27 protein-coding genes are annotated in these 24,105 nt (G+C 36.5%); all 27 read left to right on the top strand.

All coding sequences use genetic code 11. The annotated features are described in order from the left end of the window. Positions 1-7 precede the first annotated feature (7 nt). The 27 genes from ypeB (at position 8) to aroA (ending at position 23,854) form a co-directional block, all read left to right on the top strand. Entirely contained in the window at positions 8-1,351 is a 1,344-nt protein-coding gene (gene ypeB, locus Q1A47_RS05920; RefSeq protein ID WP_026681033.1) for a germination protein YpeB, read from the top strand. 87 nt (positions 1,352-1,438) lie between these two features. Continuing rightward, complete coding sequence (locus Q1A47_RS05915; RefSeq protein WP_026681032.1) at positions 1,439-2,101, top strand: flagellar brake protein; 663 nt, start codon at positions 1,439-1,441, stop codon at positions 2,099-2,101. Between the two features lie 153 nt (positions 2,102-2,254). Beyond that, complete coding sequence (gene cmk / locus Q1A47_RS05910; protein ID WP_121605086.1) at positions 2,255-2,938, top strand: (d)CMP kinase; 684 nt, start codon at positions 2,255-2,257, stop codon at positions 2,936-2,938. A gap of 12 nt (positions 2,939-2,950) precedes the next feature. Continuing rightward, the gene (locus tag Q1A47_RS05905) at positions 2,951-3,529 is read left to right on the top strand and encodes a 1-acyl-sn-glycerol-3-phosphate acyltransferase (protein WP_166530090.1); all 579 of its coding nucleotides are present in this window, start codon (positions 2,951-2,953) and stop codon (positions 3,527-3,529) included. 160 nt (positions 3,530-3,689) lie between these two features. Continuing rightward, positions 3,690-4,820, top strand: a complete 1,131-nt coding sequence (gene rpsA / locus Q1A47_RS05900) for a 30S ribosomal protein S1 (protein ID WP_026681029.1) — start codon at positions 3,690-3,692, stop codon at positions 4,818-4,820. A 435-nt stretch (positions 4,821-5,255) separates the two neighbouring features. Continuing rightward, positions 5,256-5,396: a hypothetical protein gene (locus Q1A47_RS05895; protein ID WP_299631129.1), complete on the top strand. Its 141-nt coding sequence runs from the start codon at positions 5,256-5,258 to the stop codon at positions 5,394-5,396. A 25-nt stretch (positions 5,397-5,421) separates the two neighbouring features. Then, entirely contained in the window at positions 5,422-6,315 is an 894-nt protein-coding gene (locus Q1A47_RS05890) for a YIEGIA family protein (protein WP_026681028.1), read from the top strand. Next, positions 6,316-6,501 carry a capping complex subunit for YIEGIA gene (locus tag Q1A47_RS05885; RefSeq protein WP_026681027.1) on the top strand — a complete coding sequence of 62 codons (186 nt, stop codon included), beginning with the start codon at positions 6,316-6,318 and terminating at the stop codon, positions 6,499-6,501. It begins immediately after the preceding gene. 202 nt (positions 6,502-6,703) lie between these two features. Beyond that, positions 6,704-8,014, top strand: coding sequence for a ribosome biogenesis GTPase Der (gene der / locus Q1A47_RS05880; protein WP_166530091.1), 1,311 nt, complete (start codon positions 6,704-6,706; stop codon positions 8,012-8,014). Between the two features lie 14 nt (positions 8,015-8,028). Continuing rightward, positions 8,029-9,063: an NAD(P)H-dependent glycerol-3-phosphate dehydrogenase gene (locus tag Q1A47_RS05875; protein WP_166530092.1), complete on the top strand. Its 1,035-nt coding sequence runs from the start codon at positions 8,029-8,031 to the stop codon at positions 9,061-9,063. Positions 9,064-9,124: 61 nt separating this feature from the next. After that, a complete protein-coding gene (locus Q1A47_RS05870; protein ID WP_026681024.1) occupies positions 9,125-9,385 on the top strand; it encodes a stage VI sporulation protein F in 261 nt (86 codons plus the stop codon). Between the two features lie 272 nt (positions 9,386-9,657). After that, complete coding sequence (locus tag Q1A47_RS05865; RefSeq protein WP_026681023.1) at positions 9,658-9,855, top strand: DUF2768 domain-containing protein; 198 nt, start codon at positions 9,658-9,660, stop codon at positions 9,853-9,855. 17 nt (positions 9,856-9,872) lie between these two features. Then, positions 9,873-10,601 (top strand): hypothetical protein, encoded by a 729-nt coding sequence (locus Q1A47_RS05860; RefSeq protein WP_026681022.1) that lies wholly within the window; start codon positions 9,873-9,875, stop codon positions 10,599-10,601. A gap of 206 nt (positions 10,602-10,807) precedes the next feature. Further along, entirely contained in the window at positions 10,808-12,286 is a 1,479-nt protein-coding gene (gene spoIVA / locus Q1A47_RS05855) for a stage IV sporulation protein A (RefSeq protein ID WP_026681021.1), read from the top strand. Positions 12,287-12,963: 677 nt separating this feature from the next. Next, positions 12,964-13,236, top strand: a complete 273-nt coding sequence (locus tag Q1A47_RS05850) for an HU family DNA-binding protein (RefSeq protein WP_021291258.1) — start codon at positions 12,964-12,966, stop codon at positions 13,234-13,236. Positions 13,237-13,367: 131 nt separating this feature from the next. Next, positions 13,368-13,592: a trp RNA-binding attenuation protein MtrB gene (gene mtrB, locus Q1A47_RS05845; protein ID WP_026681019.1), complete on the top strand. Its 225-nt coding sequence runs from the start codon at positions 13,368-13,370 to the stop codon at positions 13,590-13,592. 90 nt (positions 13,593-13,682) lie between these two features. Beyond that, on the top strand, positions 13,683-14,480 hold the full coding sequence (locus tag Q1A47_RS05840) for a heptaprenyl diphosphate synthase component 1 (protein ID WP_299631118.1): 798 nt from the start codon (positions 13,683-13,685) through the stop codon (positions 14,478-14,480). Positions 14,481-14,484: 4 nt separating this feature from the next. Then, on the top strand, positions 14,485-15,189 hold the full coding sequence (locus Q1A47_RS05835; protein WP_026681018.1) for a demethylmenaquinone methyltransferase: 705 nt from the start codon (positions 14,485-14,487) through the stop codon (positions 15,187-15,189). 32 nt (positions 15,190-15,221) lie between these two features. Further along, a complete protein-coding gene (gene hepT, locus Q1A47_RS05830) occupies positions 15,222-16,193 on the top strand; it encodes a heptaprenyl diphosphate synthase component II (protein WP_166530093.1) in 972 nt (323 codons plus the stop codon). A 90-nt stretch (positions 16,194-16,283) separates the two neighbouring features. Further along, positions 16,284-16,730, top strand: coding sequence for a nucleoside-diphosphate kinase (gene ndk, locus Q1A47_RS05825; protein ID WP_026681016.1), 447 nt, complete (start codon positions 16,284-16,286; stop codon positions 16,728-16,730). Between the two features lie 75 nt (positions 16,731-16,805). Then, complete coding sequence (locus Q1A47_RS05820) at positions 16,806-17,600, top strand: protein-glutamate O-methyltransferase CheR (protein ID WP_026681015.1); 795 nt, start codon at positions 16,806-16,808, stop codon at positions 17,598-17,600. Positions 17,601-17,716: 116 nt separating this feature from the next. Beyond that, positions 17,717-18,886 carry a chorismate synthase gene (aroC, locus tag Q1A47_RS05815; RefSeq protein ID WP_166530094.1) on the top strand — a complete coding sequence of 390 codons (1,170 nt, stop codon included), beginning with the start codon at positions 17,717-17,719 and terminating at the stop codon, positions 18,884-18,886. Then, a complete protein-coding gene (aroB, locus tag Q1A47_RS05810; RefSeq protein WP_366141114.1) occupies positions 18,852-19,967 on the top strand; it encodes a 3-dehydroquinate synthase in 1,116 nt (371 codons plus the stop codon). The genes aroC and aroB overlap by 35 nt, the downstream gene beginning before the upstream one ends. Beyond that, entirely contained in the window at positions 19,964-20,338 is a 375-nt protein-coding gene (aroH, locus tag Q1A47_RS05805; RefSeq protein ID WP_026681012.1) for a chorismate mutase, read from the top strand. The genes aroB and aroH overlap by 4 nt, the downstream gene beginning before the upstream one ends. A 4-nt stretch (positions 20,339-20,342) precedes the next feature. Next, complete coding sequence (hisC, locus tag Q1A47_RS05800) at positions 20,343-21,434, top strand: histidinol-phosphate transaminase (RefSeq protein WP_026681011.1); 1,092 nt, start codon at positions 20,343-20,345, stop codon at positions 21,432-21,434. A gap of 1 nt (position 21,435) precedes the next feature. Further along, on the top strand, positions 21,436-22,536 hold the full coding sequence (locus tag Q1A47_RS05795; protein WP_026681010.1) for a prephenate dehydrogenase: 1,101 nt from the start codon (positions 21,436-21,438) through the stop codon (positions 22,534-22,536). Between the two features lie 31 nt (positions 22,537-22,567). Then, positions 22,568-23,854 (top strand): 3-phosphoshikimate 1-carboxyvinyltransferase, encoded by a 1,287-nt coding sequence (aroA, locus tag Q1A47_RS05790; RefSeq protein WP_026681009.1) that lies wholly within the window; start codon positions 22,568-22,570, stop codon positions 23,852-23,854. Positions 23,855-24,105: the final 251 nt, after the last annotated feature.

Raw genomic sequence — 24,105 nt, 5'->3', positions numbered from 1 at the left:
GTTTATTATGTTTCGCTGGATACTAATCGCTGTCTTAGCAATTGGGATTGCAGGTACAGCTTTCTGGGGCTACCAAGAACATCAGGAAAAAAACGCAATTCTTATCCAAGCTGAAAATACGTATCAACGAGCCTTTCATGAGCTCACCTATCACGTAGATCTACTGAATGATAAAATTGGCTCTGCATTAGCTATGAATTCAGATCAACGATTATCGCCACAGCTCGTAGAAATATGGCGTATAACATCAGAGGCACTCTCTGATGTCGGTCAATTACCGCTAGGATTACTACCGTTTAATAAAACGGAAGAATTTCTTTCAGAGATTGGCGACTTTACCTATCGTACAGCGGTTAGGAATTTAGAGACTGATCCGTTGTCAGATAAGGAGACCAAATCATTAGAAAGTTTATACAAGCAGTCAGGTGAGATTAAAGACGAATTAAGGCAAGTTCAACATGTAGCTTTAAAAAATAATTTACGCTGGATGGATGTTCAGTTAGCAATGGCGAATGAAGATGAACAGATGGATAACACGATTATTGATGGGTTTAAGACTGTGGAAAAAACGGTAGAAGGATTTTCAGAGGGTAATGGTGATGCTTCTATCTCAAATACCTCCGTCAAAAAACATGAGTATAAGTTTCTAACTGGAGAAGAAATAAGTGAAGATGAAGCATTGGCAAAAGCTAAATCATTATTTAACGTAAAAAATAATGAAAAAATAAATATAACAAAGAGCGGAAAAGGCGCAGATGTCCCAGTTTACAGCATCTCCTACCGTAATGATAAGAAAAATGCCTATATGGATCTCTCGCAAAAAGGCGGACATCCAATTACGCTGTTGGTAGATAGACCGGTAAATGATAAACAAATTAGCTTGAATCAAGGCATGAAAAAAGCGCAAAAATATTTAGAGCAATTTGACTTTGAAAATATGACTGTATTTCAAAGTACGCAATTTGATAATATTGGTGCATTCTCTTTCCTATACAGTGAAGATGGGGTCCGTTATTATTCCGATGCGATGGAAGTTAAAGTGGCGTTAGATAACGGTGATATTCTTGGATTAACAGCAAATGATTACTTTATGAACCATACAGAGAGAGAAAAACCAACGCCAGAGCTCAGTGAAGAAGAAGCAAAAGAGATGGTTAATCCTAATGTCGATATCCAGGAAGAATTTCTAGCCGTAATTGATAATGATCTTGGTGAAGAAGTCTTAACCTATGAATTTCTTGGTATATTAGGAAACGAAACGTACCGAATATTTATTAATGCTATGGATGGAAAAGAAGAAAGAGTAGAGAAATTGAGTGGTTCGGAAATAAACTATGCAAGTAGTATGTAGGAGGAGGACAAAATTGTCTTCCTCTTTTCGGATTTTTCTGTAATAATAGGTATAAAGGTTCATTATAGTGAAATAGGGTGAGTTAATATGAAAATTGGTACGGTATTGAATATTGAAATAGCCATAGCTGGGAATACAGAAAAAGAAAAATACCGATGTAAAGTAATTGAAAAAAACGAAAACTATTTGTTTATTGACTATCCAGTTCATATGAAAACGCAGAAGTCGACATTATTCGTAAAAGGTACGTTGTTATCGGTAACTTATAGTGATGAAGAAGATATTATCTATCACTTTAATTCAGAAATTATAGCAAGAGTAAAGCTTAATGTGCCTGCTATGGCAATTGCGTTACCTGACGAAAATATGAAGCGAATTCAACGACGAACCTTTGTTAGAGTTAATACAGCAATTGATGTAGCGGTGCATATGATCGATAGTAACAGTCAACCATTTACGACGATTACTTCTGATTTAAGTGCAGGGGGAATTTCTATTATTATTCCAAAACATATAAAAATAGTTGGATGTCAGGCGGAGGTTTGGCTTACGCTCCCTTTCTCAAATGGTACGTATTATTATGTGCGATCGATTGTAGAATTTATTTCTTTTCAACAGGAAAAAAAACATGGTATAAAAATAGCAGCGTTAAAATTTTTGACACTGTCTACGAGTGAGCAACAAAATATTATCCGTTATTGTTTTGAAAAACAGCGAGAGGCTAGAAAAAAAGAAATGTCGTTAGAATAATAACAGCATGTTAACCCCGTTTTGAAATAGACCTATATTTGTGGGGTATGTTATTATAATAAATAGGTTTGTTTTCTTAAACTTGGCATTAGCCAAGTTTTTTCAACCTATTTTAATAGAACTTATCGTTATGAGAGGAATGACAGTCATTTCATGAAAAAGGATACATTAACAATAGCAATTGATGGACCTGCTGCAGCAGGAAAGAGTACGGTAGCAAAAATGGTAGCTAAGGAACTTGCTTGTATTTATATAGACACGGGAGCAATGTATCGCGCTTTAACATTACAAGCAATGAACCATTCAGTAGATGTAAACGATGAAGAAGCTCTAACGGCACTACTACTAAAAACAACTATTGAATTAAAGCAAACCATAGAGGGACAAAAGGTATTTATTGACAATCAGGATGTAACAGGAGCAATTCGTTCACTTGAAGTCACTAATACGGTTTCTTATGTTGCTAAACATCCGAAGATCCGAAGTGAAATGGTTAATCGTCAGCAAGCCTTGGCCGCTAAAAGAGATGTGGTTATGGATGGTCGCGATATTGGGACTCATGTACTTCCAGATGCTGAAGTTAAAATATTTTTAGTAGCTACTGTTGAAGAAAGAGCAAAAAGAAGGCATGAAGAAAATATAAAAAATGGAATAGCTTCTGATTTAGCAGAATTGAAAAAAGAAATTGAGCAAAGAGATCAAATTGATTCTAAACGGGAAGCATCACCTTTAGTTAAAGCAGAGGATGCTCTTGAAATTGATACAACATCACTTACCATAAACGAGGTAGCACAGCAAATACTCGAGCAAGCCAAAAAAATAAAACATACGAAATAGAGGGAAACTTTCATGTTATATAAATTCGCTAAATTTGTTGTTGCGCTTATATTTTATCCTCTATATCGAATCAAGGTTACTGGTAAAGAAAATGTGCCAAAGGAAGGTCCAGTTATAATATGCTCTAATCACATTTCCAACCTAGATCCTCCTGTTGTTGGAATAACTTCTCCTAGAGATATTCATTTTATGGCGAAAGAGGAATTGTTTGAAAAACCATTTTTAGGGAAATTATTATTAGGCATCCAAGCTTTTCCAGTTCGAAGAGGTATGAGTGATCGCAATGCGCTTCGCAATGGGTTAGGAATACTTTCTAAAGGGCGTACACTTGGATTATTTCCAGAGGGGACGAGAAGTAAGACGGGTAAACTAGGAGAACCGCTGGCTGGGGCTGGTTTTTTTGCCCTACGATCTAAGGCAGTTATTGTTCCCTGTGCGATTGTGGGCACATATAAACCGTTTCACAAATTACAGGTTATATACGGAGAGCCTGTTCGAATGGAAGAATTACGAATCAAAAAGGCTTCTGCACAAGAAGCTGCCAATGCAATTATGGAAGAAATAAGCATACTAATTGAAAAAAATAATTAAAACTACTTTACTTGACAAATAATTATAATTATTAGAAGTTATAAAAAAGGGATTTTTTTTGGTATTATTCTATTAGTTTTAGGGTGAATGACGGAAACGTGAATAACAAAAATAAAGATAAGTTATTCTGTTTCGAATTGTATTTAGGAGGGCTATGGATATGAGTGAAGCAAAAAATGAAGTATCAAATGTTAATGTAGGAGATACACTAACAGGAACGGTTGTTAAAGTAGATGAAAAACAGGTTCTTGTTGATATCGGATACAAAGCCGAAGGGATATTGCCAATTGGGGAACTATCTAATCTTCATATTGAAAAAGCTAGCGATGTTGTAACTGAAGGAGACACGCTAACACTAAAGGTTAAAAAAATAGATGAAGAGGATGTAATTTTATCTAAAAAAGCAATTGATGCAGATAAAGCATGGGAAGACTTACAACAAAAATATGAAAATAATGAAGTTTTTGAAACAGAGGTAAAAGAAATTGTTAATGGTGGTTTAGTTGTAGACGTAGGGTTACGTGGATTTATACCTGCTTCCCTAGTCGAAACACACTACGTAGAAGACTTTAGTGATTATAAAGATAAGACCCTTACTGTAAAAATTGTTGATCTAGTTCGAGAGCAAAATCGAGTTATTTTATCTCATCGCGCTGTCGAGGAAGCAGAGCTAGAAGAGAAGAAAAAATCATTACTTCAATCACTGGAATCTGGACAAGTAATCGAGGGTACGGTACAGCGTTTAACTAATTTTGGTGTATTTGTTGATATTGGTGGCGTTGATGGTCTTGTTCATATATCTCAACTTGCCCATGAGCATGTTGATCATGCTTCGGAAGTGGTGAAAGAAGGAGATAAAATTAAAGTAGAAGTATTATCTGTTGATAGAGATAGCGAACGTATTTCACTATCTCGTAAAAAGGTACTTCCAGGTCCGTGGTCAGGTATTGAGGAACGTATTTCAAGAGGAGCTATTGTAGAAGGCGTTGTTAAAAGATTAGTTAATTTTGGAGCATTTGTAGAGATAGAATCTGGTGTAGAAGGGCTTGTTCACATTTCGCAAATTGCTACCCGTCATATCGGAACACCACAGGAAGTATTAGAAGTTGGTCAGAACGTGAAAGTGAAAGTACTCGATGTTAATGAAAAAGAAGAGCGTATTTCTTTAAGTATAAGAGAACTTGAGCAAGAGCAAGAAGCAAAAGAATATAAGCAATATGAAAAGGATGAAGATCAGTCTGGATTTCAACTAGGAGACTTTATTGGTGATAAATTAAATAAATACAAATAAATAGAGATGCTGTTTAAAAAGGTTCTTTCTTTAATTTAGAAAGAACCTTTTTTGTAGTCTAGGAAATAGAAACGATGCGACTTCACGAATCGCCCTAATCTAGGTCATCATCGGCCGCAAGCTCATCGTGATTCTTTTATATCCGTTGGCTCGCTCCAGTCGATACGATTCTAATCGGACGCTTGCTCTTTTGTTCTATACCACTATTTGAAAATAGCTATGATGCTAATGGCAAGCGGTAATTGTGCACAGCGGCTTATTATTTTATCCCACATATGGTTTTCTAGAAAAAATTGGCGACATTCAATTTTTTGATATTCTCCTATTTGTCATAGTAATAAAAACAATTTTAGACATACTACAAAAAGGAAGAAGTAAATTATTTCGTCATAAAGTAAAACTTCAATCAGTGAGGGTTTTGTTTATCCCCATTGATTGTTAGTACCACAAGGGTATGACCTAGAGGCCCTTAAACCCATCGGACATTTACTCACAGTTCAATCCCCTTTTACCAATATTGGTTTCACTCTATTGCTTGAAGGAGGGAGTAATTACTGCCAGTTATATGCGGGATAAATCAAAGCATGCATGAGGTGTCAGAATGAATGAATATACGTTACCAATTCTATTTGGTGTCATCATAGGAACTGTAGCAAGAATACTAATGTTACGTACCGATTATCGTCAATACCCTACATATCTTCATGGAAAGGTAATTCATGTATCATTGGGCTTTATTGCAGCTGCATTAGGGTCGGTAGCTATTCCGGCAATCATGGAGTTGGAATTTACTGCAGTTACATTTTTAACTGTTGCAGCAACCCAGTTTAGAGAAGTAAGAAATATGGAGCGGAATACCTTAACCGAAGTAGATAGTTTTGAATTAGTACCAAGAGGAAAAACATATATTGAAGGGATAGCTATATCATTCGAAAGTAGAAATTACTTAGTTATTATCACTTCCTTTATAAGCACACTTGTTTTTCTTGTATGGAACGTGTACTATGCAATGATTGCAGCAATTGCTTGTTTAATAATAAGCAGAATATTAATGAGTGGATCGACGATAAAGGATATTGTCGACATAAAACATCATCAACTCCATTTTGAAGGAGCCGGTCTCTATGTCGATAACATCTATATTATGAATATCGGGCTTCCAGAAAGACAGGAAGAAATATTGAAGTATGGTATGGGGTTTGTCTTAACCCCTAAGAATATGAATGTCATTACGACAATTGCAAATCTAGGGCAACGACAAGCAATATTACATGATGTATCTGTAACCCTTGGCGTTTTCCGTGATTCCGGCACACCAGCACTTACACCTTTGATTAAAAGGGATTTAGATGATGGTCGAATAGGCGTATTCATTTTGCCACAAATTCGTGAGGTTGATAAGGCAATTAAGGTTATTGGAGCAGTACCAGTATTAGAGAATGCAATTCGCATGCCTTCAGAATCAGGTTCGGTGAAAAAGGGAGGAAATTCATAAATGCAAATTGAAAAGGCGATTTTGGCTGTTATTACTACGAATAGATCAGCTATTGATGGTGGTGCTCCTATTTTCATCTGCAAGAATAGAAAGGAAGCTGAGGATACAGCTGCTAATCTAGAAGCAATCACCGATGGAATTGCCCATGAGCTAAGTGAAGAGTTATTTATTATCGTCAGGCATTAACGATTTTGAATTTCATTGTTAATATGTACTACTTTTGCTATTATAGAAATTGTTCAAAGGTCATAGAGCAGTGACGATAAATATAGAAATAACATTTCAATGATTGCAATATATAATTATCGATACGACAATATCGCTTATTTGGACAATAAAAAATGGTATAACATTAAAATTGAACGTAAAGAGAAAGGATGTTCCTTTCATGAGGAAATCTGTTGTAGCAATTGTAGGAAGACCAAATGTTGGAAAATCAACTATTTTTAATAGATTAGTTGGCGAAAGGATATCCATCGTAGAAGATATTCCTGGAGTAACAAGAGATCGAATTTATGCACAAGTTGAATGGTTAGCAACTACCTTTAACATCATTGATACCGGTGGTATTGAAATGGGAGATGAACCGCTACTTGTTCAGATGCGTCAGCAAGCTGAAATTGCAATTGATGAAGCAGACGTCATTATATTTCTTGTAAATGGACGAGAAGGTATAACTGGTGCAGATGAAGAGGTAGCTAAATTATTATATAAATCAAATAAACCAGTTGTACTTGCGGTAAATAAAATTGATAACCCTGAGATGCGTGAATCAATTTATGAATACTATTCGCTTGGATTTGGCGAGCCTTATCCTATCTCTGGTTCACATGGTCTGGGATTAGGTGATTTATTAGATGCAGTTGTTGACTACTTTCCTGAAAGGGAAGATAACGATGAGGACGAGGAGACAATATATTTTAGTTTGATTGGAAGACCAAATGTTGGAAAATCGTCATTAGTAAACGCGTTAGTAAATGAAGAAAGGGTTATTGTTAGTGAGATAGAAGGTACGACGAGAGATGCCATTGATACGAAGCTCCATAAGGATGACCAAGACTTTGTAATTATTGACACTGCCGGTATGCGAAAACGTGGGAAAGTTTATGAAACTACAGAAAAGTACAGTGTTTTGCGGGCATTGAAAGCCATTGAAAGATCTGATGTTGTATTGGTTTTAATTGATGCTGAAACAGGGATCAGAGAACAGGACAAAAAAATTGCCGGCTATGCTCATGAGGCGGGACGTGCTATCGTAATTGTTGTTAATAAATGGGACACGGTTGAGGCAAACGAAAAATCCATGAAAGAATTTGAAGCAAACGTACGGGCTCATTTTCAATATTTGGATTACGCACCAATTGTATTTTTATCCGCAATGACAAAAAAACGTCTACATACGCTTATTCCTGCGATTAAATTGGCTAGTGAGAATCACGCGAAGCGGATCCCGACAAATGTGCTAAACGATGTGATTATGGACGCAATTGCAATGAATCCTACACCAACTTTAAAAGGGAAACGATTAAAAGTTTTATATACTACACAGGTGGCTGTAAAACCACCTAGCTTTGTTGTATTTGTGAATGATCCAGAACTCATGCATTTCTCATATGAACGATTTCTAGAAAATAAAATTAGAGAAGCATTTGGATTTGTTGGAACACCAATTAAGTTATTTGCGAGAAGAAGACAATAGAGGAGGAGAATTTTGTGACGAAGATTGCTGTATTGGGAGCTGGAAGCTGGGGAACAGCTTTAAGTATTGTATTAGCTGATAATGGACATGAGGTAAACTTATGGACGCATCGAAAAGACCAAGCTGCTATAATCAATGAAACAAGAAGAAATGACAAATATTTAGATGTTGAAATTCCAAGCAATATTAAGGCATATGATATATTAACTGAAGCAATAGATGGCGTTACAGCGGTTGTTATAGTAGTACCAACCAAGGCAATTCGAGAAGTTTGTAAGTCATTGAATGATGTGCTTAATCATGATGTAACAATCATCCATGCGTCAAAGGGAATTGAGCCGGTGACGTTAAAACGTGTATCACAAATGATTGCTGAGGAGCTAGAAAATTATAAGGAAGAAGATATTGTTGTATTATCTGGCCCTAGCCACGCTGAGGAGGTTGCTTTACGTCAACCAACAACTGTTACAGTTTCTTCAGTTCAGATGGATAATGCTAAGGTTGCGCAAGATTTGTTTATTAATGAATCATTTCGCGTCTATACCAGCCCAGATATTTTAGGGATTGAATTAGGTGGTGCTCTAAAAAATATTATTGCACTTGGTGCAGGTATTTCTGATGGTTTAGGCTATGGAGATAACGCGAAGGCAGCATTAATTACAAGAGGGTTAGCAGAAATTGCGAGATTGGGGACCTCACTAGGAGCAAATCCGTTAAGCTTTTTAGGATTACCAGGGGTTGGCGATTTAATTGTTACCTGTACTAGTGTTCATAGCCGTAATTGGCGAGCAGGCAACCTGTTAGGTAAAGGACATAAATTAGATGATGTGCTTGAACAGATGGGCATGGTAGTTGAAGGAGTTCGTACGGTGAAAGCTGCATATCAATTTGCTGAAGAACAACAGGTAGAGATGCCAATTACGAAGGGAATTTATCAAGTTTTATTTGAAGAGAAGGATCCGAAGGACATTGTAGAGCAGCTTATGAATCGAACGAAAAGAGAGGAAATGGACGATCTAGCTAAATTATTAATGGAGAGGTATTCCTGATAACACGTAAACTCCTTCCTGCATATAATGTGTTGAGTTAACTTAGCAGGGAGGCGAGTACGTGAATAATTTCCAAAAAGGTCTTTTTGACAAAATACAGCAAAAGGCAAATATTAATCCTGATGACGTATACAAAGTTGCTGATTCGGTTAAACATGCTAATTTTAAAGACGAGAAAACAGTTAGAAAGCTAGTTCGTCATTTAAGTAAATTAGCTAATAAGCCTATATCAAAGGAAAAAGAAGATAAAATTGTACAGTCTATTGTCAAAAATGATGTACCAATGGATATGAATTCGTTAAACCAATTATTTAAAAAATAAGCGTACTTGGGCAAGTGAGGATACATTCAGCCGTATACTCGCATAAAATAAATCGCACAAGCATTCATGGATAGAGTTGCTGTGGATAATTATTTAGTCAAACCGAGATGGAGTAAGCCCCCTTCATCTCGGATTTTTATGGTACAAATGAAAATGTCTGTAGCATCGACGAAATATTTTGAATACGTATTTTTTGGACGAGTGTATATGTCTTTGTGTTATAATACGTGTTGCAATGATATTGTTCAGTTTGTTTGTATAGGAGTGGTGTCATGTCGGAATCAATGCTAAAAATGTATATTTCATTTGCAGGTATGGTATTACTGCTAGTAGCAATTGGTCTTATTCTGTTATCTCGATATAAACTAAAAGGTGTTTTGGCCGGAATAGTTGCAATTTTTGCCTATTTATCATTAATTACCGGTGGCTTAATTATCTTTTACATTGTTTTTAGCGGTCCTACAGTGTAAGGCAAGGAGGCTTTATAGTGAAGTATACATATGGAAAGATGTTAATCGTGTTAGTAGTTACCATCCTACTTACTGGGTGTTTATACCCGCAGAATCAGCTATCCAAAAATCAAGCACCAAATCAAGATCAATTGGAAACGGTTCAATCAGCGGTCGATCAGTTTAAGGAGAAGACACAGGGATTGGTTCCAATAAGAACAAAGGGTAGTGATACACCAATTTTCGAAAAATACTTAGTTGATTTTTCAAAGCTAAAGGAAGAAAATATTTTAACTGAAATTCCTGGTAATGCGTATGAAAATGGTGGGATATATCAGTATACACTAATTACACCTGATAATAACCCACGTGTGAAGTTAATTGATTTACAAGTTACTGAAGCAATACGAAGTATAAATGTTAAGTTAGATATATACCGAAATGAACATATTTATCCGCCGTTTGGTGAAGAAATCGAAGAAGGCGTGTATTCTATTGATTATGAAAAACTAGGTTTAGATAAGTCGCCAACGGTTGTTAGTCCATATTCTAATCAGCATATACCAATCATCATGGATGTAGAGGGTAATCTCTATGTTGACTATCGAATAGACTTAAATAATGCATTAAATAAGTATGAGCATGGTTTTAAACCTGGTGATGATATAAGGTATATACTAGCTGATAACACGCCGTTTGTACCTGTATATTCGTTCCCTTATACAATAAAAAATGGTGAACCAGTATTTCAACTTGAAAATAAATAAAAATATATCATATTAAAACCCTTGTAACATATATTGTTTCAAGGGTTTATTTGTCTTTTCTTTTACGAACAGGTTGAACGTTTATGTTTTTTAATCTTTTGCACATATTTAAGGCATATTTTGATAGGACAACATCATAGACTTGTAATGTCAATTATTCGTAGTTTGTTCGTAATGAAAAAGAACGGAGATCGGGAGGGGATCTTTTGGAAAGAGTTGATATTTTTAAAGATATTTCGAAACGGACGAATGGAGATATTTATCTTGGAATTGTAGGAGCAGTCCGTACAGGAAAATCCACCTTTATTAAGAAATTTATGGAGTTGGTAGTCCTGCCTAACATTGAAGAAGAGAGTGAAAGGGCTCGGGCGCATGATGAATTACCGCAGAGTGCAGCTGGGAAAACCATCATGACAACAGAACCAAAATTTGTTCCCAATCAAGCAGTATCAGTCAATGTGGATGAGGGGCTTGATGTCAATGTGCGCCTAGTCGATTGTGTCGGATATGCGGTTGAAGGAGCGAAAGGATTTGAGGACGAGAACGGTCCGAGAATGATTCATACACCTTGGTATGAAGAACCTATTCCTTTTCATGATGCGGCGGAGATTGGCACGCGTAAGGTTATTCAGGAGCACTCAACAATCGGTGTAGTTGTAACCTCCGATGGATCATTTGGAGAAATAGAACGAAATGATTATGTTGATGCAGAAGCTAGAGTAGTTGATGAGTTAAAGGAAGTTGGAAAACCGTTCATCATGGTTGTAAATTCTCAAAGACCAAGTAGTCAGGAGACAGAGCTGTTACGGCAAGAGCTATCGGATAAATATGATATTCCTGTACTTTCTATGAGTATTGAATCAATGACAGAGCATGATGTTAACAATGTTTTACGTGAGGCGCTTTATGAATTTCCGGTCCTAGAAGTTAATGTTAACTTACCTAGCTGGGTAATGGTTCTTAATGAAGATCATTGGTTAAGAAGAAATTATCAAGACGCCATTCAAGACACAGTTAAAAATATCAAACGATTACGAGATGTAGATCATATTGTTGGAGAATTTTCTGAATTCGAATATATTGATCAGGCTCGTCTGGCTGGAATGGAAATGGGAGAAGGGGTAGCAGAGATTGACTTACATGCTCCTGATCATTTGTATGATGAAGTATTAAAAGAAATTGTTGGTGAAGAAATTAGAGGAAAAGATCACCTCTTGCAGCTGATGCAGGATTTCGCTCATGCCAAACGTGAATATGATCAGGTTTCAGGAGCTTTACAAATGGTCAAGCAAACTGGATATGGCATAGCTGCACCTGCATTAGAAGACATGATTCTGGATGAGCCGGAAATAATAAGACAAGGGTCTAGATTTGGAGTGCGACTAAAGGCAGTAGCGCCCTCCATTCATATGATAAAAGTAGAAGTAGAATCGGAATTCTCCCCAATCATTGGGACCGAGAAACAAAGCGAAGAGCTCGTTCGATATTTAATGCAGGATTTCGAGGAGGACCCTTTATCCATTTGGGAATCAGATATTTTTGGAAGGTCATTAAGCTCTATTGTAAGGGAAGGTATTCAAGCAAAAATAGCACTAATGCCAGAAAATGCAAGATATAAATTAAAAGATACACTTGAACGGATAATTAACGAAGGTTCAGGTGGACTTATAGCGATTATACTGTAGCAGCTGATCAAAGGCTGCTTTTTTATTTGTCTAGGAAATTATGAAATTGGAACCTATGGATAGATATGGGCATGTTGAGCCGTTTCCAGCTCCAGCGCCCAGAAACGATGCGACTTCACGAATCTCATCATCGGCTCCGCAAGCACACCGTGATTCCTTTTTCTCCGTTGACTCGCTCCAGTCGCTAAGTTTCTAATCTGGCGCTTGTGTTCTTTGCCTCATAGGTTGGATTAATGAGAATAGCAAAGCTACATCAGATGGTATAATTATCTCACTTAAATAGACTAATTTATGCTACCTTCTATTTCACTTGGTTATTAGTTATTCTAGCAAAATCGTCAATTTCTAAAAAAAATTTTTTCCAACAGCAGGATATTTCTATTAGGTGTCGTATATCTTTATTAAAGCCGAAATGTATTGCTGGCAATGAATAGAACAGTTTTAATTTTTTTGGTATTAATTACCAATTTTACTGTAAAATCTAGTTAAATCATAAAGAAATAAGTAAAAATTGGGTGCTAACTGTTGAATTTTGCTGCAAACTCGGTTAATATAAGCCTTGTCACTAAAGAAACATGTGACATGAAGTATAAAAACTGGCAAAATGGTGAACAAATGATGATAGTTTCATTTTTGTTCCAATGTCGATTGATGATTAATGGGAGGAGGTGAATGTCATGAACAAAACAGACTTAGTGAATGCTGTAGCTGAAAAAAGCGAACTTTCTAAAAAGGATGCAACTAAAGCGGTTGATGCAGTTTTCGATTCTGTCATGGATTCACTACAAAAAGGTGAAAAAGTACAGTTAATCGGATTTGGTAACTTTGAAGTACGTGAGCGTTCAGCTCGTAAAGGTCGTAATCCTCAAACAGGAGAAGAGATCGAAATTCCAGCAAGTAAAGTTCCTGCATTTAAACCAGGAAAAGCCCTAAAAGATAGCGTAAAATAATATTTTACATAGGGCGAAGGATGCGCATTAGCGTATCCTTTTTTTCTTGTCTATTTAGTGATAATTGCTTGATTGACATTGTCCCATATATAATTCATTATTTATTAAGAGATTACTAAGGAGGACGCATAATGGATAAAACGAGTGTGACATCAGATTTTTTTGTAATAAAAGCATTAGAAGACGGTGTTAATGTGATTGGTTTAACACGTGGTACAGATACAAGATTCCATCATTCTGAAAAGCTAGATAAAGGGGAGGTAATGATTGCGCAATTTACAGAACATACGTCTGCTGTAAAAGTTCGCGGTAAAGCAATAATTCAAACAAGCCATGGTCAAATTGAAAATGAATAGTTCGTTTTATAACAGAATGCTTGATTAACGATGCTACATAAATTATGCTATAATAGCTAAAGCATGATGAGAATGGATGAAAGGGCTAAGGTGATTTCTTTGAATACATCTGGATTAGACGTAAACAAACTCAAAGCACGCATAGAAGATGAGTTACAGCACACATTTTTAGAAACATATATAAACAAGCCCGTCATCGACGAAGAAAAATTAAGGTTATTGAACGAAATCATAAATGCTACATCACTATCCGAATACCAGAAGGAAAGATATATTGTAACGACAATGCTTGTTCAAGTAGCTTTAGATACACATGATCTTGTTCCAAGTAAAACAGAACAGGATGAAAGTCCAGCTGTGAAACTGCAAAAGCAATTACGTGTTTTAGCTGGCGATTATTATAGTGGACTATACTATTTGCTCTTAGCCGAAATCGATGATTTTGATTTAATCCATCAATTAGCAACAGCAATTAAGGAAATCAATGAATATAAAATGGATCTATATTACCAAGAAGCTTTATCGTTCGAAGAATATATGAAATTAACGAAACGGATAGACGCCTTACTTATTGTGCGTATTGCAGCGTATTTACAGGTTCCTACAGTGGAACAACTTGCGGAAGATTGGTTAATTGTAGGAAATATTGTTGAAGATATAAAACGGTTAAAAAACGGGAAGTCTTCTTCTTTAATTAAAAATTGGGCTAATGGTGACAGTGATTCAACATTGCTTATAAGTTATTTAGATAAGTATTTGCAAAAGAAAATATGTCATGTTAACCAGAAAGTAAAAAATCTTACAAGTAACCAGCAACTAGCTGTGCATATCAGAAAACAATTGACTGAGGTGTTTCATACGAAGACATCTATTGCGGAAAAGGGGTAAAGGTATGTCAGAGCAATCAAAAGAAGAGCGTGTCCATCACGTTTTCGAAAAAGTTTATTCCAAATATGATTCCATGAATTCGATTATTTCATTTCAACGTCACAAAGCATGGCGAAAAGATGTCATGAAGCGAATGAATGTAGAAGCTGGATCTAAAGCTCTAGACATTTGTTGTGGAACGGGAGATTGGTCCTTAGCTATTGCTCAAGAAACTGGTCCTACTGGAGAAGTTTTAGGGCTTGATTTTAGTAAGAATATGTTGTCTGTTGCCGAAGAGAAGAAACAGCAAGCACAAATAAGTCAGCTGCGTTTTATGCAAGGAAATGCAATGGACTTACCATTTGAAGACAATTCTTTTGAATATGTGACCATTGGCTTTGGACTTCGAAATGTGGAGAATTACATGACTGTCTTACAAGAAATGTATCGTGTATTAAAGCCTGGCGGTATAGCAGTATGTTTAGAAACCTCCCAACCTTCCATACCTATTTATCGGCAATTATATTATTTTTATTTTAGTTATATGATGCCATTGATTGGTAAGCTATTTGCAAAAAGCTATAAGGAGTATGCATGGCTACAAGAGTCTGCCAAGGAATTTCCTGGAAAGAAAAAATTAAAGCAAATGTTCTTAGCTGCGGGATTTTCTGAAGTACAGGTTAAAAGTTATACTGGTGGTGTAGCGGCAATGCATATGGCTTTCAAATGATAACTGTTGAATAAGTAAAAAAGGTGACATACATGAAATTAGCTAAAGCTTATGGATATTTAAGAAAAGATTTAGAAGATATAGAAGCAACCATAAATCAAGTCATACAAGCAGATCACTCCGTGTTGCGCGAAGCATCAACAGAATTGCTTAAAGCTGGTGGTAAACGAATACGCCCCGTATTTGTCTTACTATCAGGTCAAGTAGGTACGTATGATCTAACAAAATTGAAGACAGTAGCAGTTTCTTTAGAACTCATTCATATGGCAACGTTAGTCCATGATGATGTTATTGATGATGCAGAAATTCGTCGTGGAAAACCAACGATTAGACAGCTATATGGTAATCGTGTTGCCATGTACACGGGAGATTATATTCTAGCTCGAGCACTAGAAGAGATAACTATGCTACGGGATCCAAAAATTCACCAACTTTTATCCAAGACAATTGTAGAGGTGTGCAGGGGAGAAATAGAACAAATTCGAGACAAGTTTAACTTGAATCAAGACTTACGTAATTATTTACGGAGGATTAAAAGGAAAACGGCATTATTAATTGCTACCAGCTGTAAAATGGGAGCGATAGCTTCAGGTGTTAATGAGAGAGATGCACATCGCCTCTATCAATATGGTTATAATATTGGGATGTCTTATCAAATCATTGATGATATTCTTGATTTTACAGCATCACCAAAACAACTAGGGAAACCAGCTGGAAATGATCTTTTACAAGGAAATCTAACATTACCAGTGTTTTTAGCGATGAAAAATAAAACATTTCATGAAAAAATAGAGCATTTATTTAATCATTCAGAGGCGATTAATGAGGAAAAGATTCAAGAAATTGTTCAAGATGTCCGAAATTCAGATGCAATTGAGGAGTCTTATGCATTAAGCAACCGTTATTTAAATAAAGCCTTGCAAAAACTTAGCGAGCTTCCGGATAGCAGATCAAAAAATACGTTGATGGATATTGGAAAATATATTGGGAAGCGACGATCATAATCACCTTGTCCCGTTGTAATTTTTACATAATTTTGATAGAATTTTATCGGTTAGACAAATACAAAATACATAATTGATGAGGTGTGTAGCATGGAAAAAACATTTTTAATGGTTAAACCGGATGGTGTTCAACGTAATTTAGTTGGAGAAATTGTAAATCGCTTTGAATCAAAAGGGTTTAAATTAGTGGGTGCAAAATTAATGGTTATACCAAATGAGTTGGCTGAACAACATTATGGTGAACACAAAGAGCGGCCATTTTTTGGAGAATTAGTAGATTTCATTACTTCCGGCCCAGTCTTTGCCATGGCTTGGGAAGGTGAAAATGTAATCGCAATCGCTCGTGAGATGATGGGTAAAACCAATCCTGTGGACGCAGCTCCTGGAACGATTCGTGGTGACTATGGTATGACAGTAGGTAAAAATGTCATTCACGGTTCAGATTCTCCGGAAAGTGCAGAACGAGAACTCGGACTATTTTTTGAAAAGAAAGAGCTTACTTCCTATACAAAACAGGATAGTGACTGGGTATACTAATGACACACCATTACCTCCGTTACAGACGGAGGTTTTATTATATGATTCTTAATTAGGTGAAAGAGGCGGGAGAAGGTGGAACAAGACTATAAGGAGTTTATTGCCAACGTAAAAAACATGGCAGGCATTGACTTGAATTTATATAAAGAAACACAAATGAAGAGAAGGCTAACCTCATTAAGAAATAAACGAGGATATTCGAGCTTTTCAAAATACTTTACGGCGATGCGAAATGATGAACATCTATTAGAGGAACTACTAGATCGTATAACGATTAATGTTTCGGAGTTCTATCGAAATCCAAAGAGGTGGGAGGTATTAAAAACCTCCATTATTCCTCAGCTTTTGGAAAGGAATTCCCTCACGATTTGGAGTGCTGCTTGTTCAACAGGAGAAGAACCATATAGTGTTGCCATCATGCTTAAGGAGTACTTTCCAAGTATAAACTATCGAATCATTGCTACTGATATCGACAATGCTGTATTAGGAAAAGCAAAACAAGCTGTATATCAAGAACAAGCACTTAAAGAATTACCATCAGGGCTTGTAAATAAATATTTCACGCAAGAACACGGCTTGTACTATGTAAAAGATGAATTAAAAAATTCGATTACTTTTGAAAAACATAATTTATTAGCAGATAGGTATCCAGCAAATGTAGATTTAATTATTTGTAGAAACGTACTGATCTATTTTACCGACCAGGCGAAAGAAATGATTTATCGTAATTTTAGTAGAGCTTTAACGAATAACGGTGTTTTGTTCGTAGGAAGTACAGAGCAGATATTTAGTCCTGATAATTATGATCTGCAATTATTGGATACCTTTTTTTACCAAAAAAAGGACGAAGATAAACTCTTATCGATTTGATAAGAGTTTATTTTTCATTCTTTCTTAGATATTTTATGCTTTTTCTCAAATTTATTTCCAAAAACACAATAAGTTATGATATAGTAATTAGAAAAATTCATAAAGGAGAATGTAATGTGCGCTATTTAACTGCAGGAGAATCGCATGGAAAACAGCTAACGACCATTATAGAAGGCGTACCCGCCCAAATGCCACTGTTAAAAGATGATATAAACAGCTCCCTTTTAAGAAGACAAAAGGGATATGGTAGAGGTAAACGAATGCAAATCGAGAAAGATCTTGTGGAAATTACAAGTGGTGTAAGACATGGATATACACTTGGTTCCCCTTTATCACTCGTTATACATAATGATGATTATAAACATTGGATAGACATTATGGGAGAAGACCCAATCGAAGCTGATACAAAAATCAGAAGAGTGGTTACACGACCAAGACCTGGTCATGCAGATTTAAATGGTGCTTTAAAATATGGACATAGGGATATTCGAAACATTTTAGAGCGTTCCTCAGCTCGTGAAACTGCAGCACGTGTTGCGGCAGGAGCCGTAGCTAAAACGCTGTTAAAGCATCTTGGTATAGAAATTGCAGGTTATGTGAAAGAAATAGCCGGTATTGAAGCAGTGGAGCAAGCGAATTATACTGCAAAAGAACGACAACAGATCTCTGAAGATTCCCCTGTAAGAGTATTAGATAAACAGGTTGAAGAGAATATGATGCATGCTATTGATGTAGCAAAACAAGAAGGAGACTCTATTGGTGGAGTTGTTGAGGTATATGTCGAAGGGATGCCTGCTGGGATTGGTTCATATGTTCATTATGATCGTAAATTAGATAGCAGAATTGCAGGAAGTGTTGTTAGTATTAATGCATTTAAAGGTGTGGAATTTGGAATCGGTTTTGAAGCAGCGAAGCGAAATGGTAGTGATGTGCATGACGAAATAGCTTGGGATCAAGACAAAGGATATTATCGAAAGACAAATCGACTTGGCGGCTTTGAAGGTGGTATGACAACCGGCATGCCAATAATTGTTAAAGGTGTTATGAAGCCTATTCCAACTTTAATGAAGCGACCATTAACAAGTGTCGATATTGAAACAAAAGAGCCATTCAAAGCAACTGTCGAACGCTCAGACGCATGTGCTGTACCTGCGGCAGCGGTTGTTATGGAACATGTTGTAGCTTTTGAATTAGCAAAGGCTCTTACAGAACAATTCTCAAGCGATCAATTTCCACAGTTACAACAAGCTGTTGAAGCGTATCGAGAAGAAATCAGGTGCTTTTAGTATGGAAACAGATGAAATCATCGTCCATTCTAGCTCGCATGACTACCCTATTATTATAGGTGAAGGTATTCGTTATGAAGTACAATCTTTTCTTAAAAAAGATTATACTTCCATATTAATTGTTACGGATGAGCAAGTGGGTAAATTGTATTTAAGGGATGTTCTAAGCGGACTTTCCACGGAGAATGTGTTTCATTCGATCATTCCGTCAGGTGAAAAAACAAAAAGTATCGAGTATTTTTATCAACTTCAAACAGAAGCGATAAGGTATGGTCTTGATCGGGAGTCATTAATGATTGCCTTAGGCGGAGGAGTCATTGGAGATTTGACTGGATTTGTAGCTTCTACATTCATGCGTGGTATTGATTTTGTACAAATACCAACTACTATCTTGGCTCATGATAGTAGTGTAGGTGGAAAAGTAGCTATTAACCATCAAATGGGGAAGAATCTGATTGGCAGCTTTTACCCTCCTAAAAGTGTTATCTATGATGTGGAAACATTGCGGACATTAAATCAAAAAGAGATACGCTCTGGTTATGCAGAGTTAATAAAAGAAGCATTGATCTCTGATGAGTTCACTTTTCGTTCTTTTTTAAAAACGAATTTGCTTGCATTATCTTCAGAGGAACTTCAAGAGCATTTGCGCATAGGTATACAAATAAAGGCTAGGATTGTAGAGTCCGATGAAAAGGAGTCAGGCATTCGCAAATTTTTAAACTTAGGTCATACGCTTGGTCATGCCATTGAAGCTGAATTAGGCTATGGCTCGCTAGCACATGGTGAAGCTGTTGCAATCGGTCTATTATTTTCGCTACATGTAAGTGAAGATCTATTTTCAAGCAATCTACCGTATCAAGCACTTTTCCAATGGCTACAACAAAATAATTACCCACTGAACTTTCAGTATGAGGATATGCAATCAATTATTACGAAAATGAAAAAAGATAAAAAGAACGTGAAAAACATGATTCAGATGATACTTCTTGAAGAAATAGGAAAACCAATTGTAAAAGAAGTAACGGATCAGCAAGTGGAGCATTATTTAAAATCTTTTGTAGGAAAGCTGGTGGCTAAGTGACAAGAGGAGTTAGAGGGGCGACAACGGTTCCAAAAAATGAGGCGACTGTTATTATTGAAAACACAAAAATATTAATAGAGGAAATGGTTAGCAAAAACGGGATCGATCCCTCAGAGGTATCTCATGTTTTTATCTCTGTAACAAAGGATATAACTGCTACGTTTCCTGCAAAAGCACTAAGAAAATTAACTGGATGGACTTATGTACCAGTTATGTGCATGACAGAGATTGATGTTCCAAATAGTTTAAAGCTTTGTATACGTATCATGATGGTTGTAAATACCGATACACCACAACATAAAATTGATCATGTATTTCACAATCAAGCAGTCAACTTACGTCCAGATTTAACAGAAAAGGTAGGAGAGTAAAAGAATGAAAGGTAAAGCGGCACTTGAGTTATTAGAACCATATCAACAAGGTAAACAGATACAGGATATCAAAGATCAATACGGAATAGATCGAATTGTAAAACTATCATCCAATGAAAATCCGTATGGTTATTCGAGTAAAATCGATGCATTTCTATTGGAACATAGACTAGGCTTCGATATGTACCCAGACGGTTACACTGCTGAATTACGCACTGCTCTTGCTCTAAAGTTAAAGGTGGAAGAATCTGAGATTGTTTTTGGAAGTGGTTCTGAAGAGATTGTTCAAATGATTTGTCGCGCGTTTTTATATCCGGGAGTAAATACGGTTATGCCTAAGCCAACTTTTCCACAGTACAAGCATAATGCCGTAATTGAAGGGGCGGAAATAAAAGAAATTCCAACAAAAGGTGGCTATCTTGACTTAGCATCAATACTTGCTGCTGTCGATGATGATACACAGGTTGTTTGGCTTTGTTCACCAAATAATCCCACAGGTAATGCAATGGCAAAACAAGACTTTTATGATTTTATAACAAGGTGCCCTGAGCATGTGCTTGTAGTTCTCGATGAGGCATATTATGAATATTTAGATCCAGTAAGAGACTTAGAAAGTATAAAACAACTGCCCAATTTTAAGAACTTAATTATTTTACGTACGTTTTCAAAGGCATATGGGCTCGCTGGACTACGGATTGGCTATGGCTTAGCAGCTGAGCAAATTATCACTAAATTAAATGTCGTTCGAGGCCCTTTTAATACAACTTCCATTGCCCAGAAATTAGCATTAATTGCATGGAAAGATGGTGAATTTTTAAACCAAACGATATCGAATAACAATCGTGTTAAGCGATCCTTTCAATACTTTTTGGATCAAATTGGTTGGGAATATTATCCATCGGAAACCAATTTTCTGCTCGTTTGCACACCTAAGAGTGGAATAGATTTATTTGAGTATTTAATAAAGCATGGATTTATTGTAAGACCAGGCGAGCTATTAGGTATCCCTAATACGATTCGCTTAACATTAGGGTTAGAAAAGGATATGGAACAGTTACAGCAACTACTTTTAACTTATAACAATGAGGAGACATAATGTGAAACGAAGAATAGTTATAGCAGGTCTTGGCCTGATCGGAGCATCCATAGCAAAAGGATTGGCTAGGGTAGCTGATCATCATATTATTGGTTACGACATCAATACAGCCACTCTAGAATATGCCAAGCAAAACAATATTGTTCATGAAGTAATAACAGAATTCCCTATGGATGCCATCAATGCCGATTATATTATCCTAGCAGCACCTATATCGGAAACAATAGCTTTATTGCAAAAGCTAGATGAAGTACCTTTTCCAAATAGAGTTATTATAAGTGATGTTTCATCAGTCAAGCAATCAGTTATCCATACAGCAAATCAGTTAAAAAACAAGAAGATCGTCTTTATTGGCGGCCATCCAATGGCAGGTTCACATAAAAAAGGAATTGAAGCAGCTAAATCCCATTTATTTGAAAATGCAATCTATGTTTTAACACCTACTGTCAATAGTACAAATAATGAGGTAGAAGAGCTGAAAGAAATATTACTTCCAACCAAAAGTAAATTTATTACGTTAAATGCTGAAGAGCATGACGAGATGACCGGTGTCGTATCCCATTTTCCGCATTTAATTGCATCCTCTTTAGTGCATCAAGCAGAACATTGGGCTAAAACGCATAGCTATCTTCCCAATCTTGCCGCTGGTGGGTTTCGTGATATTACGCGAATAGCTTCAAGTAATCCGACACTTTGGCAGGATATTTTTTATCACAATCGTAAGAAAATGTCACAGCTTTTGGAGGAATGGATAACAGAAATGCAATTTCTCAAAAATCTTGTGGATACTAGCAGTAAAAAAGAAATGATTCAATACTTAGATCGTGCTAAAAATTATCGAGATGGATTGGGTACTTCTGATAAAGGGATTATTCCGTCGTATTATGATTTATATGTCGATATTCGTGATCAGACTGGGGCGTTAGCAGAGGTAACGCAATTGCTTGCCGACGAAAGTATAAGTATCAATAATATACAAATCCTGGAGATCCGTGAAGGTATCATGGGAGCATTGCGGTTAAGTTTTGCTACTCAGCAGTTACAAAAATCAAGTGAACATATTTTAAAACAGCAAGGATATGAAACGATGATTGAAAAGTAATCAGCAGTTAAAGAAAAGGATGTGAGAATGATTGAAGGAGCAAAAACTACTTCCTACTGAAAATCCGCTACGTGGAGAAATAGAGGTACCTGGAGATAAGTCAATCTCTCATCGTTCCGTTATTTTTGGAGCTTTAGCAAATGGAGTGACAAGGGTAAGTCATTTTCTAGATAGTGAAGATTGTATGCGCACAGTTACTGCTTTTCGTGAAATGGGTGTTTCTATTGAAAAGCAAGGAAATTCTTTATTGATTGATGGGAAAGGTCCTGAAGCGTTAATCGAGCCGAAGGAACCTTTATATTTTGGAAACTCTGGTACAACGGCAAGACTCATGATAGGTGTCTTAGCGGGGCTTCCTTTCTTTACAACGGCATACGGTGATGTATCTCTAACAAACAGACCAATGAATCGTGTGGTTGATCCTTTACGATTAATGGGAGCCATTATTGATGGTAGATTAGAAGGGAGTAAACTTCCATTAGCCATAAGAGGAAATGGTTTAACAGGAATTGAGTACCGTTTACCTGTAAAAAGTGCACAAGTCAAATCAGCAGTATTGTTAGCAGGACTACTTGCAGACGGGAAAACAACTGTAGAGGAATCGACGGTTTCGCGAAATCATACAGAAACAATGCTTCAAGCCTTTGGAGCGTCAATACTAATTGAAGGTAGTACCGTTTCACTACAAGGAAAACAACCGCTTACTGCTACCGATATATATGTACCAGGGGACATTTCTTCTGCTGCATTTTTCCTTGTGGCAGCTGCGATTGTTCCAGGAAGTAATGTGACATTACTAAATGTAGGTTTAAACGAGAGCAGGACAGGCATTATAGATGTATTAAAAGCAATGGGAGCGGCTGTCGAAGTGGGAAATATCCATAGAAAAGGTGGAGAATTATTAGGAAATATCTCAATCACTTATCAGGATTTACACGCTACGACTATCGAAGGTGATATGATTCCACGATTAATCGATGAGATACCAGTAATTGCACTACTAGCAACGCAGGCAAAGGGAAGAACAATAATTAAAGATGCGAAAGAACTTCGAGTAAAGGAAACAGATCGAATTAAAGCAGTTACAGAAGTTTTAACAAGCTTAGGAGCTAGGATTGAGGAAAGAGAAGATGGACTAATTGTTGAAGGTAAGTCAAAGCTAACCGGTAATAAAGTAGCATCTTATCACGATCATCGGATGGCTATGATGGCGACCATTGCCTCATTAATAACAGATGGTGAAGTAGTGATTGATGATATCTCCCCGGTTTCAACTTCTTATCCTAGGTTCTTTCAAGATTTACAACAAATGAAGTAAGACGATGTATTTATATATGTGCAGGTAGCTAGACTGTCGAGGAACTTTCTCGGCAGTTATTTTTTGTAAGTTAAGAAAGTATAAAATCAGTGCAATGACTGCGTTAAGCCAAATAGTTATTTTGAAATGTTTGATGTATATTGACAATGCTCCGACTAATTACTTCGCTTTCCGGGGCACGGCCTCAACTAACTTTGCAAAGAAGAACACGTTGCAAAGTGGATTTTCGGCTCGCGCTAATCCCGCAGGAG

Origin of the sequence: uncultured Virgibacillus sp., from assembly GCF_947495635.1 — a bacterium.
GTDB classification, from domain to species: Bacteria; Bacillota; Bacilli; order Bacillales; family Amphibacillaceae; genus Virgibacillus; species Virgibacillus salarius.
The sequence above is the reverse complement of the archived record's forward strand: the minus strand, read 5'-3'. Positions and strand labels throughout refer to the sequence as shown.

Coding starts and splice junctions, on each gene's coding strand:
- ypeB (WP_026681033.1), top strand. CDS start 8: ATGTTTCGCTGGATACTAATCGCTGTCTTAGCAATTGGGATTGCAGGT.
- Q1A47_RS05915 (WP_026681032.1), top strand. CDS start 1,439: ATGAAAATTGGTACGGTATTGAATATTGAAATAGCCATAGCTGGGAAT.
- cmk (WP_121605086.1), top strand. CDS start 2,255: ATGAAAAAGGATACATTAACAATAGCAATTGATGGACCTGCTGCAGCA.
- Q1A47_RS05905 (WP_166530090.1), top strand. CDS start 2,951: ATGTTATATAAATTCGCTAAATTTGTTGTTGCGCTTATATTTTATCCT.
- rpsA (WP_026681029.1), top strand. CDS start 3,690: ATGAGTGAAGCAAAAAATGAAGTATCAAATGTTAATGTAGGAGATACA.
- Q1A47_RS05890 (WP_026681028.1), top strand. CDS start 5,422: ATGAATGAATATACGTTACCAATTCTATTTGGTGTCATCATAGGAACT.
- Q1A47_RS05885 (WP_026681027.1), top strand. CDS start 6,316: ATGCAAATTGAAAAGGCGATTTTGGCTGTTATTACTACGAATAGATCA.
- der (WP_166530091.1), top strand. CDS start 6,704: ATGAGGAAATCTGTTGTAGCAATTGTAGGAAGACCAAATGTTGGAAAA.
- Q1A47_RS05865 (WP_026681023.1), top strand. CDS start 9,658: ATGTCGGAATCAATGCTAAAAATGTATATTTCATTTGCAGGTATGGTA.
- Q1A47_RS05850 (WP_021291258.1), top strand. CDS start 12,964: ATGAACAAAACAGACTTAGTGAATGCTGTAGCTGAAAAAAGCGAACTT.
- mtrB (WP_026681019.1), top strand. CDS start 13,368: ATGGATAAAACGAGTGTGACATCAGATTTTTTTGTAATAAAAGCATTA.
- Q1A47_RS05835 (WP_026681018.1), top strand. CDS start 14,485: ATGTCAGAGCAATCAAAAGAAGAGCGTGTCCATCACGTTTTCGAAAAA.
- hepT (WP_166530093.1), top strand. CDS start 15,222: ATGAAATTAGCTAAAGCTTATGGATATTTAAGAAAAGATTTAGAAGAT.
- ndk (WP_026681016.1), top strand. CDS start 16,284: ATGGAAAAAACATTTTTAATGGTTAAACCGGATGGTGTTCAACGTAAT.
- hisC (WP_026681011.1), top strand. CDS start 20,343: ATGAAAGGTAAAGCGGCACTTGAGTTATTAGAACCATATCAACAAGGT.